The sequence below is a fragment of the Microcystis sp. M083S1 genome, assembly GCF_020246405.1.
Lineage (GTDB): Bacteria > Cyanobacteriota > Cyanobacteriia > Cyanobacteriales > Microcystaceae > Microcystis > Microcystis aeruginosa_C.
This window is the reverse complement of record NZ_JADBTB010000215.1, coordinates 1-11,734: the sequence shown is the minus strand read 5'-3', so window position 1 is coordinate 11,734 and position 11,734 is coordinate 1. Positions and strand designations below refer to the sequence as shown.

Here is an 11,734-nt window from a genome sequence, read left to right as displayed (position 1 = left end):
GCGGTGAGCAGGGTGGGGATCATGATCACACCGAACCAGCCGACATAAAGACGGTTGTTGGTGCTGGTAATCCACTGGCAGAACTGCTCCCACAGGGAAGCGCTCTCGCGCTGTTGTAAGGTGGTGGTCATTGGTTTATGATTCCTATTAAGTTATCGAGGTACGATTTATAATGTCTTTATCTTAAAGACTTTGTATCGGTTTGTAAAGGGGTTTGACATTCAGTATTACTTGTTGAAGATATAAGTTCAGCTTATGCTAAGTTTATAGGGTTCCCTGACCAACTTTTCCTTTTTGGGAGTCCGTCATCAGAAGCCGATGCCAAATCAGGTCATACTTCATATTTATGAAAAAAACCCAGATCTCGAACTCAGGTTAGACTAAAAAGAGAAATTTAATCATAATGGCGGTTGTGATGACTATGGTAGAAAAAGTTCGTAAAACCGAGGCAGAATGGCGGGACCAGCTAACTCCCGAACAGTTCCAAGTTACCCGCAAAAAGGGAACAGAACGGGCGTTTACGGGTAAATATCACGATAATAAAGAAAAAGGTATTTACAAATGTGTCTGCTGTGGTACGGAGTTATTTACTTCTGACAGCAAGTATGATTCGGGTACTGGTTGGCCGAGTTTCTGGACTGCTGCTAACGATGCTAATATTAAGTACGAACGAGATGTTAGCTTTTTCATGGTGCGGACAGAGATTGTTTGTGCCACCTGTGATGCTCATCTCGGTCACGTTTTTAATGATGGTCCACCCCCGACGGGAAAACGCTATTGTCTCAACTCTGCCGCTTTGCAGTTTGAAAAAAATCCCTAAAGCAAAAAGAGGTCTTTCCAGACCTCTTTTTTTAAGTTCCAGTGGCAGCCAATTACAGTAAACCTGTATTAGTCCCTGGTTTGCCAGTAGCTAACTGCACTTTGACAATTTTGCCGCCCATTTTCATGATGCGTTGTTGCTCACGAAACCAATTATCGTAGGGAACGAGTTTGGTGAAATAGGTATTTTGTAATTCCCGTTGTGTCCGAATGCGGCTTTGGCTAGGAACACAAGCGGTGATTTTGAACATCCGCATGGATTGATTTCTCCTAATCGCTGAAAAACTTGTCGCTTAAACTAACGAAGGCTTTTTCCTAAAATAACAAAGGTCGGGAGTCAAGGATCAATACTAGCTCGTCAAAACCTATCTTGGCCAGATTCAGCCTTTAAAGACCTAGCACTCATCCTCGGCTTCCCGAACCCTATTTTGTCCGAGTTCGTTACTTCTAGCTTAAGCCAGAGCTAATGTAGTCGAAGTAAATCCCCATTTCTTTACCCGCATCAGCACCAACTAAACTAGCGGTGACTTCTTTCATCGCTTGGATAGCTTGAACGGTGGAGGAGATGGGTACACCTAAAGAGTTGTAGGTTTCTTTCAGGCCGTTGAGAACGCGCTCGTCGAGAATAGAAGGATCTCCAGCTAACATAGCGTAGGTAGCATAACGGAGATAGTAGTCGAGGTCACGGATACAAGCGGCGTAACGACGGGTGGTGTACATATTACCACCGGGACGGGTTACGTCAGAGTATAACAGGGACTTAGCCACAGCTTCTTTAACGATACCGGCAGCGTTGGCGCTAATGACACTAGCGGCGCGCACGCGCAGTTCACCGGTGGCGAAGTAGCCTTTCAGTTTGCCGAGAGCAGAAGCGTCAAGGTATTTGCCTTGAACGTCAGCAGAGTTGATAACAGAAGTAATTGCGTCTTGCATGGTGGTTCTTCCTTGGGTTTTGCTTAATCTTAAGAGGTTTACGAGGGGTGTGTCTAGAACGATTCACAAAGGAATTATTCTACGACATAGAGCCGATCACGTAATCGAAGTAGGAAGAAGCTTCAGAAGCATCGTCAGAAGACATAAGACCGGTAGCAACTTCTTTCATTTCGCGAACGCTTTGAGCTACGGCACCGATGTCGGTTCCTAAAGATTTGTACATTTCACGCACACCGACCAAACCGATTTCTTCAATCGGGGTGACATCACCAGCGACTACTCCGTAGGTGATTAAACGTAGGTAGTAGTCCATGTCACGCAGACAGGTAGCGGTCATTTCTTCGCCGTAAGCGTTGCCACCGGGGGAAACGATGTCAGGACGTTTTTGGAATAAGCGATCGCCAGCTTGTTTGACGATGGTTTCGCGAGCGCCGGTCAGGGTTTCAGCGATGCGTAAACGAGCGGCACCACTGCCAACGAAGGCTTTAATTCTGTCTAGTTCGCCGGGGCTGAGGTAACGAGCTTCAGCATCAGCATTCACGATCGATTTCGTGACGATACTCATTGATGGATTCCTCCCAACTAAGTGAGATTAATAAACTTAATCTGACATTTTATAGCAGTTGTGGTCACTACGCTTAAGTTATCTCGTTTCCGCCTCAGCGTCTCAAGACTTCCCTAGCTAGAGCGACCTAACGCAGCTATTTTGCGGCATCTGGTTCACCTTCTCACTATTTTCGTAATACTTTTTAACATTTGCCCTCACAAGGGAGTGGGGAAGTGGGGAGCGATTTGTCAGTGAACAGTAAACAGTAATCAGTAATCAGTGAACCTCTATCTAACATTATCTCAAGGCTAAAAGTCTCTCTAGTTAAGGAATCTACCCAAATAAAAATGATTTTAATTGCCTCATATTTTTTCAATGAAATTGAATTAGCAACGATAGATATACATTTTGGGCATCGAACTACTTAGTTAGTACATAAACCAAAAACAAGCTGTGATTGGGTTATAATTTTTGGAGATGTCTAGTGAACTGAAAACTCGCATCTGATAACTGATCACTGATAACTGATAACTGAAAAGGCTGTCTCCTGCCGACCGCCTCCTGACGACTGATTCACCCTAGCCAATTAATTGCCCCTTTAATCCAGTCTTCTGGCTGAGTATTTTTACTAAATAAAGCATCTTGACTGAGGACTGCGATAGCTCGATCGATTTCCTCTCGGCTGTATCCTAAAGCTAAAAGGGTCATCTGCACATCTTCGAGGATTTCCGCTGCCGGTAGTATTGCCGTGGTTGTCGTCGTCGCTTCTCTTAGTTGTCGCCATGCTGCCAATTTAGTTTTTAACTCCAAAGCGATTCTTTCTGCTGTTTTTAAGCCGACTCCGGGGGTTTTGCTCAAAATTTTGGTATTTCCTGTCACTATCGCCACCACAAGTTCCTCAATCCCCAAGGTATCGATTAAAGCTAGGGCTAATTGCGCCCCAACTCCATTGACGGAAAGCAGTTGACGAAACAGATCTCGCTCTGGGGCGGTGCCGAAACCGTATAATAAAGGCTGCTCCTCGCGAAGGAGTAGGTGAGTAAAAATCCGACAACTATCATTGTTATCGTTGCCGATGTCTAGGGCTAATCGCGAGGGAATTTGGATTTCGTAACCGATCTGGTTTACGTCTAAAATCAAGATTAGTCGGTTATTAGGGGTTTTGATCACCTCGATCGCTTGTCCGCGTAAATAATTAATCATTGATTTAATTCTCCTACGAAAATAACCGAACCACAGGGATGACGGTTTTTACTCCCTGAAGGAATGCCGGGGAGATTTTCATTTTTGTTACAATTGTTAACAGAAGTGAATGGCGTAATTGATAACCTAATCTTCTTGGCGTTAGTCCCCAATAATTGGAGAAGATACAAAATGAATGGCAACATTAGAGTCGGGAATCTCTTTGGAATTCCCTTTTATATTAATCCTTCTTGGTTCTTCGTTCTGGGGTTAATTACCTTAACCTATGGAGGAGATTTAAGTCAGTTTCCCCAGTTAACGGGAATCATGCCCTGGCTCTTAGGATTTTTTGCCGCTATTCTCCTATTTGCCTCCGTGGTTGCCCACGAATTAGGTCATAGTTTTGTTGCCATCGCCCAAGGTATTGAAGTCAAATCAATTACCCTCTTTTTATTCGGTGGTTTGGCAACTCTCGGCAGAGAATCGAAAACTCCCCTAGAAGCTTTTCTAGTAGCAATTGCTGGCCCTTTAGTTAGTTTACTGCTCTTTGGTATCTTCCTAATTATTGGTTCCAATATTAGCTTAAATGCGCCCATGGCGGCGATTCTTTCTCTGCTTGCCTATATCAACCTCGCCCTGGGGTTATTTAACCTGATCCCCGGTTTACCTTTAGATGGTGGTAATATCCTTAAAGCCATCGTTTGGCAAGTAACGGGTAATCCCAATAAAGGGGTTTTATTCGCTAGTCGTTTCGGTCAATTTTTTGGTTGGTTAGCGATTGTCATCGGTGCGCTATCAATTCTCGGAATCAGTCAATTTGGCAGTTTTTGGACCCTATTAATTGGCATTTTCCTCCTACAAAACGCTGGCTTTTCCGCTCAATCAGCTAAGGTTCAAGATTTCCTAAGTCGCTACACCGCTAAAGATGTTATCTCTCCTAATAGTCCTGTAGTTCCGATTAATTTAACCCTGCGCGAGTTTGCTAATAATTATGTTATCGGTAAACAACAATGGTCTAAATTCCTAGTTACCGATAGCGAAGGTAAACTATTAGGAGTGATTAATGTAGAGGATCTGAAAACGATTCCCACTTCCCAATGGACCCAGGTAAATATCGGCCGGTTATTACAAACTAGCGAAAGTCTCAAACTGGTTTTGTCTAATACTTCCCTCCTAGATGTGGTGAAAATTTTGGAAGGAGAAAATTTATCTCAAGTGACAGTGGTGGAAGAAAACGGCACGGTTTTGGGGCTAATTGAGAAAGCTTCTATCCTTACTTTTCTCGCGCAAGAAACCCAAAGTCAAGCCGCTTAATCAGTTATCAGTTATCAGTTATCAGTTATCAGTTAGGTAAATGTAGTTTTAACCTCAATATTCTCACAGAATTCTTCTAGTATCTCCTGATACCAAATCCAGTTATTAAAGACTGATTATTTATTCCTCCTGTTGCCTGTTGCCTTTTGCCTGTTGCCTGTCCTCATAAGTAGCCTGTACTCAACGAAGTTAGTATTAATATACTAACTGTCGCATTGCTTGCCACAATTGCTCGTATTCTTGCTCGGTTGCTGGCGATAAAGGGTTTAAAAAATCGCTTTTTTTGATCGCTTCTGGATTGACAAGTAAAGGATTATTTCTAATATCTGGGGAAATTTGGTCGGGATTTTCAGTGAGAATTAGGGGTGATAATCCAGAGGTAAATAAAGAAATTTTAGTGGCGGATTCTGGTTGCCAACAAAAATCAATCCATTGCTGGACAAGAGAATTAGGAGTAGTTAAAACTGGTTTTACCCACACATCCGACCAGAGAGAAGTACCAGATTTGGGGACAACAACTTTAATTTTATTATAGTGATCGCTCACTGGTAAAATATCATTAGACCAACCCACAGACACCCAGACATCACCGAGTATCAGGGGTTGTAAATAATGTTGAGAACTATAAAATTTTACCTGTTTTTGTAAAGCGAATAGCTGGTCTTTTAGTCCCATAACTTGCTTTAAATCACTAGAATTATAAGAATAACCCAATTTTTTTAGGGTTAAACCGATGACTTCGCGACGATTATCAATTAGGGCAATTTTACCGGTTAATTCCGGTCGCCATAAATCAGACCAATCCTGTGGTCGCCAGTCAAATTGAGCGAATTTTTCCTCATTATAGGCAATTACTGTCATTCCCCAACGGTAGGGCGCACCCCAGACTTTTCCCTCTGTTTGCAGTTGTCCTTGGCCATTGCGAGTCATGTTTTCTTGCCAACGGGGGGGCAGTTTTGACCAATTAGAGAGTTGAGAAGTATCTAGGGGTTGAATTAAGCCGTTGCTAATCGCTTTTCCTAGCCAAGCATCCCCTAGGGTGACTAAATTACCCATCGCTGGGTTTTGTTCCCTAAAAGGGATAGGAATCGGAAATTGTGAGGCTGGTTGATCCTGATTTTTTAACCATTTTTCCAACAATTTTAACAGCTCTTTCAGCTGCCTTTCCGACTGAAAATTGACTTTTTTTTCGGCAATAGTTTTCTGAAAATCTGTTAGTAATCGCGGCGGAATCGAACCGGAGAGTAGAAAAATACTCGGATCGCCGCTTCTGGAAGCGCAGCCACTTAAACCCCCCGCTAAGGCGATTGTACCTAATCCTTGCAAAAAAGAACGTCTATTTAACATATCGCCCGCCGATTTCCAACTTCAACAGTAATAATTGCCAGTTTCTAGCCTTGAATTATTATAGGACGATTTTTAACAGAATGTAAACTAGGGAGTTTTGCCGCTACCGATTTCAGCTATAGATCGGCTTTGTTGTTAACTTTTATGGTAGAAAACTCTGATTTTGTCCTAGTTGAAGCTAGGATAGAAGCAGTAAGCTCAGGGGCGAGGGTATAAGACTATGTTCGACAATCATAATCGAGATTTCCATTATTCTTGTCGTTGTGGAAAAGCCAATTTTCAGTCTGTAAAACATCGATCGGGTATTTTATTAATCGGGGGAGCGGAAGGAGGTAAATTAGGAGAAGATCAAGCGACCACATGGTTATTAAATCGAGCTAAAGGCGGTAATTACTTAGTGTTGCGCTTTGGCGATCTTGGCAGTCAAGCCGATTGGATTTGCGACAATTATCCCTCCCTGATCGGCTCAGCGGCGGAACTATCAATTGATAGTCGTGAAGGGGCGAATCATCCTGATGTTATCGAATATATTCGTAATGCCGATATTCTTTTTTTTGCCGGTGGTGATCAAAATCAGTACGAGGATTTGTGGGAAAGCACAAAGGTGGAAACAGCGATCAATTATCTGATCAATGACAAAAAAGTCCCCGTGGCGGGAACCAGCGCAGGAATGGCTATTCTGGGTGATTTTTACTATGCGCCCACTCACGAAGGGGTACTGAGTTCGGAAATATTAAATAATCCCTTTCACTTCAACACTAAAGACTTCTATCGGAGTGATTTTATTCGGGTTCCTTTTCTCAAAAAAGTGGTGACAGATACCCATTTGGATCGACTCAATCAAGATCATCCCGAAACAAGATATGGTCGCCTTTTTGGTTTTTTAGCCCGCAATGTACACGATAATCACAATCAACTACCTGCCTACGCTATCGGTTTAGAAGAAGGAGCTTTTCTGGCGATCGATGAGCATGGTATCGCCAAAGTCTACGGCAACGGCACCGATAAGGGACAAGATGCCTATTTTCTGCAAACTAACGGGACTCTACCCGAACAGATGGAGCCGGATCGGCCTTTAATCTGGAATAATAACGGTCAAGCGGTGAAAGTCTACCGCATCGCAGGAACTCCCTCCGGCAGCGGTGAATTTGACCTCAAGGATTGGTCTAGTGCTGCTGGCGGTCGCTGGGAATATTGGTACACTAAAGGGGGAATAGCTGGGTTTAAGCGGGTTCCAGTAACCTGAAGGTCATTTTTGTCAAAAAAGTGAGTTCTATGGGTGTTAGGATTAATTTTGAGGCAATACGGAGAATTTTTTGAGCTATGACCCCTGAATTAATCACTTTCGGTCGGTATCTCGCGGGTGAATTTGAAAATCAACGGCAAGCGCAAGCAGAACCGGTGTGGTATGTTCACCTGCGTTTATGGTTGCGTCCGCTGCCTTTATTTCGGGAAGACAGCATCGCTCTTTTTGCCGAACAGGCCAGTATAATCAATTTAGACCAACCCTACCGACCGCGACTGTGGCGATTAACGCACTCGGAATCGGGAGGGTTAGAGGTTAGGCATTATATGTTTAATGACCTGAAATCCGTGCAAGGTGCGGGCAAAAATCCCGATATTTTGCGAAAAATTAGCTTAGCAGACCTAACTTTCCTGCCTACTTGCACTTTAGCGGTCAAAGTCCATACTCTCGCTGATAATCAATACCAGTTTATCGCCCAACCGCAACCGGAACAGCGCTGTAAATTTACCTATGAGGGTACAACCTATCAGGTGGCTTTAGGTTTCGAGGTGACGAGTGATAGCCTAAAAACCTACGATAAAGGCCTAGATCCCGGCACCGGTAAGGGAATTTGGGGCGCTCTGCTCGGTCCCTATCAATACGAGAAAAAACGGGATTTTTCGGCAGAATTGGAGGTGTGAGGAAGATTGCATCACATTAGGTCAAAATGACGGCAGATGACACCGCAAAGAGCCGCTAAAGCGGTAATTCCTAAAGCTGTACCGATGTCTTGTCCTTGATTGACAGCAAAAGAAGTGACGATTCCCGCACCTAAACCGGCTGTGATTGCCGCTCCGAGAAAATCTTTATCCGAGTTTTTGTACATAGAGATAAGGCCAAATTTCGACAAAATCGTGTTTTTTACCTTATCATCCTCTTTTGAGCCACTAATCACCCGGGGGCGGAATTGCAATTAAGCTTTAGATTTAGCCACGTTTCTTAACATTAAGTTGGGTAAGATAGATAGGGGGTAAAATCGATGAAATTAGCTAAAATCTCTTTTTATGGCTTTTTAACGCTGATTATCTCCCTTTTGCTAATACTGAGTTTTGTTAATGCCAGCAAAGCACAATCGGATACGGCGGTAAGATCGGAGTTAATTAGTCTCCGCAATCGAGTCGAGCGTCTTGAAAGTCAGGTCCGAGGAATATCCATCCGCGGGGAAAATGCCGCTCCGATTCCCCAACGGCGATCGGGAACGGGTATAGTAAATGGGGAAGTGGTCGGGGAAAGTGACCCACTGTTCCAGCGTTTAGCTACTTTAGTAATTGAATTAAAGGAAGATTTAAAAAAGCTAGAGCAACGGGTGCAAATCTTAGAAAAAGAAACCGTTAGCCAGAAATCGTAGTCAATTGATGCTATAACGATCGAAAGTTAAATTGATCTGAAACTATGCAGTTAATTGATTATGTAATTGTGCTGCTGTATCTGGCAGCAACCCTAATAATCGGGATTATAGCCGAGAAAAAAGCTTCTCAAGGTCTAGAATCCTACTTTTTAGGTAATCGCAATTTGCCCTGGTGGATGTTAGGGGTGTCGGGAATGGCGGCTAACACCGATTTAGCGGGAACTATGGTCATTTCTGCCCTAATTTACGCGGTCGGTCCTAAAGGACTATTTATCGAAATCCGGGGCGGTGTTGTCCTAATTATGGCCTTTCTCATGGCTTTTATGGGCAAATGGAATCGCCGCGCCCAAGTTATGACCATGGCGGAATGGATGAAATTTCGCTTTGGACCAGGAAAACAGGGGAATTTTGCCCGAATTATTAGCGCCGTCGCCACTCTCTTATTCTCTATCGGTGCGATGAGTTATTTCTCCGTTGCGGGGGGGAAATTTTTAGGGCAGTTTTTGGGCATGGATGATCGTCTTGCTTCGGTTATATTAATTCTTCTAACCTTGATTTATACGGTGGCCAGTGGTTTTTATGGTGGAGTAATTACCGATTTATTTCAAGGATTTCTGATTTTTGTGGCGGTAATTTATGTATCGACAGTGGCTTTTTTTACTGTTAATCTTCCTGATAGTTTCACGGTAGCAATTCCGGGGGCAGCGGAGCCAAAAACCTGGAATTTAAGCGACTGGGCTAGTATTTTTCCTTCGATGACTTTGGATTTACCCGGAGATTATGCCATCTTTAATTTGTTTGGTGGGGTGATTTTCTTTTATTTAGTTAAAACCATCATCGAAGGTTGCAGCGGCAGCGGTGGTTATATGTTACAACGATACCTAGCGGCCAAAAGCGATCGAGATGCCGGTTTATTATCTTTATTCTGGATTATTCTGCTTTCTTTCCGTTGGCCTCTAGTCACAGCTTTTGCGGTTTTAGGCATTCACTACGGTTTAACTAAAGGCACGATTACAGATCCGGAAAGAATTCTGGCCACGGTGATTACTCAATACGTTCCCGTGGGGATGAAAGGGTTATTAATTGCTGCTTTTTTAGCGGCAGCTATGTCCACTTTTAACGCAGTTATTAACGCTAGTGCTGCCTATTGGGTCAAAGATATCTATCAAGCTTTTTTGAAACCGAATGCGGGAGAACAGGAGTTAGTTTTTCAAGGTCGTTTGGCCTCGGTTTTTGTGGTAGTAATTGGCTTAGTTCTGAGTTTTAATATCCAAAATGTCAATGATATTTGGGGTTGGTTAACCACGGGATTAGGGGTGGGATTAGCAGTTCCTCTCCTATTACGTTGGTATTGGTGGCGCTTTAATGGTTATGGTTTTGCTGTGGGAACTTTAGCGGGAATGATTGCGGCTATTGCCTCACAAGTGATAATTTTACCTTTCTTTCGTCACAGTCAATATCAGGAATATATTCTCTTTCTTGTGCCGAGTTTGTTCGCTTTAGCTGGCTGTATTATCGCTACTTTGTTAACTCCTCCCACCGATAGTTTAGTTATGGAAAATTTCTATAATGTTACCCGACCTTTTGGCTTTTGGGGAGAAGTACGTCACAGTGTTAAACCTAACCTACAGGCAAAAATTAAAGCGGAAAATCAACGGGATATCATCGCCGCTTTTCTCACCGTTCCTTGGCAATTAGTCCTCTTTATGATGGGGATTGTTTTAATCATCAAGCAGTGGCAAAGTTTGAAGATTTTGGCTTTGGTTTTTCTTTTGCTTTCTATCGGTCTCTATTTTACTTGGTATCGACATTTATCTAAGGAAATTACCGTCACTAAAGACCGAGATTTAGGTTAGGCAGTTATCAGTTATCAGTTTACTGTCTTCCCACTTCCCAATTAATAATCCATAATTCCTCAAACCCTCACCTCTCAAGGAATTAGAAGTTTCACAGAATAATTAGGAGAGATACCTTGACTTTTGCGGCGGCTTGGGTTATAGTTTTCTTATAATGGGACTTTTGTGTTTAAGTTCAAGTGCTAAGATTCCGATTATTAGTAAACTCTTTTAAAAATATTGTCCCAAAATCTGCCAAAAAAAGCAAGCAAAATTTTGCCGTCAATTGTTAAGTTTTGTTAAGAAAAATAGCAAGAGCGGCAAGGAATAGAAATTCCTTACCGTTGACTTTGGCCGGACTCACCACTTCTTATAGGGTAAAAACTTACCCGACATAGTAATTTTAACGCGATCGCCTTTAGGGTCTTCCTCCTTATCCACGTCGAGGGTAAAATCGATCGCACTCATAATACCATCGCCGAATTTTTCATGAATTACCGATTTTAGGGGCATTCCATACACCTGCATGATCTCATAGAAACGATAAATCAGGGGATCGGTGGGGACAACCGGACCTAATCCCTTGACAGGATACTCGGTTAAGGAGGGGATGATTTCGGTTCCCAATCCCAAAGCTGCCACAATTTTCGTCGCTTCCTCTGGGGAGGCGCTCGCTTGCCGGTAAAAAACAGCGGCAATCCACACCTCATCTCGTCCTAGAATCGCTTCTAGGTCAGCGAAACTCAGGCCTTTTTCCTTCTTCGCTTCCAATAGTTTTGCAGTAATTTCGGGTATCATCGCTTATTTTTGCAGAATTTGTCTGCTTCTAGTTTACCTGAACATCAATTATATAAGTAGAAGTTATGACATTGATAAAAAAACATTTCTTAAAACCCCTTTACATAACTATAAAAAGCCGATAGTATTAACTCATGTCAAACAACGAACCTTGACAACCAAATACATACAGAAATTATCCAACCATGACCACCACCTTACAACAGCGCGAGAGCGCTTCCCTGTGGGAGCAGTTCTGCCAGTGGATTACCAGCACCAACAACCGTCTTTATGTCGGCTGGTTCGGTGTGATCATGATCCCCACCCTGCTCACCGCCACCACCTGC

The 11,734-nt window shown here is 43.1% G+C and carries 13 protein-coding genes and 2 pseudogenes; 7 read left to right on the top strand and 8 right to left on the bottom strand.

Going from position 1 to position 11,734, the window contains the following annotated elements; all coding sequences use genetic code 11:
- Window positions 1–131 (bottom strand): annotated as a pseudogene (locus IM450_RS19750) (photosystem II q(b) protein); the annotation flags it as partial.
- Between the two features lie 272 nt (window positions 132–403).
- On the opposite strand from IM450_RS19750, the gene msrB reads away from it, so the two are divergent.
- Window positions 404–820: a peptide-methionine (R)-S-oxide reductase MsrB gene (gene msrB / locus IM450_RS19745; RefSeq protein WP_287668260.1), complete on the top strand. Its 417-nt coding sequence runs from the start codon at window positions 404–406 to the stop codon at window positions 818–820.
- A 52-nt stretch (window positions 821–872) separates the two neighbouring features.
- Here msrB and IM450_RS19740 read toward each other — a convergent pair whose 3' ends face one another.
- The 4 genes from IM450_RS19740 to ruvA form a co-directional block, all read right to left on the bottom strand.
- The gene (locus IM450_RS19740) at window positions 873–1,076 is read right to left on the bottom strand and encodes a phycobilisome linker polypeptide (protein WP_002739162.1); all 204 of its coding nucleotides are present in this window, start codon (window positions 1,074–1,076) and stop codon (window positions 873–875) included.
- A gap of 190 nt (window positions 1,077–1,266) precedes the next feature.
- Window positions 1,267–1,752, bottom strand: coding sequence for an allophycocyanin subunit beta (apcB, locus tag IM450_RS19735; RefSeq protein WP_002738786.1), 486 nt, complete (start codon window positions 1,750–1,752; stop codon window positions 1,267–1,269).
- Between the two features lie 79 nt (window positions 1,753–1,831).
- Window positions 1,832–2,317 carry an allophycocyanin subunit alpha gene (locus IM450_RS19730; protein ID WP_002739012.1) on the bottom strand — a complete coding sequence of 162 codons (486 nt, stop codon included), beginning with the start codon at window positions 2,315–2,317 and terminating at the stop codon, window positions 1,832–1,834.
- A 555-nt stretch (window positions 2,318–2,872) separates the two neighbouring features.
- Window positions 2,873–3,502 carry a Holliday junction branch migration protein RuvA gene (gene ruvA, locus IM450_RS19725; RefSeq protein ID WP_287668255.1) on the bottom strand — a complete coding sequence of 210 codons (630 nt, stop codon included), beginning with the start codon at window positions 3,500–3,502 and terminating at the stop codon, window positions 2,873–2,875.
- A 63-nt stretch (window positions 3,503–3,565) separates the two neighbouring features.
- Between ruvA and IM450_RS19720 the strand changes: the two genes are divergently transcribed.
- The gene (locus IM450_RS19720) at window positions 3,566–4,795 is read left to right on the top strand and encodes a site-2 protease family protein (RefSeq protein WP_287668252.1); all 1,230 of its coding nucleotides are present in this window, start codon (window positions 3,566–3,568) and stop codon (window positions 4,793–4,795) included.
- A 195-nt stretch (window positions 4,796–4,990) separates the two neighbouring features.
- On the opposite strand, the gene IM450_RS19715 is transcribed toward IM450_RS19720, so the two are convergent.
- Window positions 4,991–6,142 carry a substrate-binding domain-containing protein gene (locus tag IM450_RS19715; protein ID WP_287668249.1) on the bottom strand — a complete coding sequence of 384 codons (1,152 nt, stop codon included), beginning with the start codon at window positions 6,140–6,142 and terminating at the stop codon, window positions 4,991–4,993.
- 220 nt (window positions 6,143–6,362) lie between these two features.
- Here IM450_RS19715 and IM450_RS19710 point away from each other — a divergent pair, with 220 nt between their 5' ends.
- Complete coding sequence (locus tag IM450_RS19710) at window positions 6,363–7,388, top strand: cyanophycinase (RefSeq protein WP_287668246.1); 1,026 nt, start codon at window positions 6,363–6,365, stop codon at window positions 7,386–7,388.
- Window positions 7,389–7,465: 77 nt separating this feature from the next.
- A complete protein-coding gene (locus tag IM450_RS19705) occupies window positions 7,466–8,068 on the top strand; it encodes a chromophore lyase CpcT/CpeT (RefSeq protein ID WP_287668243.1) in 603 nt (200 codons plus the stop codon).
- A gap of 11 nt (window positions 8,069–8,079) precedes the next feature.
- Here the strand turns inward: IM450_RS19705 and IM450_RS19700 are convergent, their stop codons facing one another.
- Window positions 8,080–8,253 carry a hypothetical protein gene (locus IM450_RS19700; protein ID WP_002791720.1) on the bottom strand — a complete coding sequence of 58 codons (174 nt, stop codon included), beginning with the start codon at window positions 8,251–8,253 and terminating at the stop codon, window positions 8,080–8,082.
- Between the two features lie 153 nt (window positions 8,254–8,406).
- Between IM450_RS19700 and IM450_RS19695 the strand changes: the two genes are divergently transcribed.
- Window positions 8,407–8,775, top strand: coding sequence for a hypothetical protein (locus IM450_RS19695; RefSeq protein WP_002803572.1), 369 nt, complete (start codon window positions 8,407–8,409; stop codon window positions 8,773–8,775).
- A 44-nt stretch (window positions 8,776–8,819) separates the two neighbouring features.
- A complete protein-coding gene (locus tag IM450_RS19690; RefSeq protein ID WP_287668239.1) occupies window positions 8,820–10,631 on the top strand; it encodes a sodium:solute symporter family protein in 1,812 nt (603 codons plus the stop codon).
- A gap of 339 nt (window positions 10,632–10,970) precedes the next feature.
- Here the strand turns inward: IM450_RS19690 and cynS are convergent, their stop codons facing one another.
- Window positions 10,971–11,408 (bottom strand): cyanase, encoded by a 438-nt coding sequence (gene cynS, locus IM450_RS19685; RefSeq protein ID WP_061430355.1) that lies wholly within the window; start codon window positions 11,406–11,408, stop codon window positions 10,971–10,973.
- Window positions 11,409–11,593: 185 nt separating this feature from the next.
- On the opposite strand from cynS, the pseudogene IM450_RS19680 reads away from it, so the two are divergent.
- Window positions 11,594–11,734, top strand: a pseudogene (locus IM450_RS19680) (photosystem II q(b) protein); the annotation flags it as partial.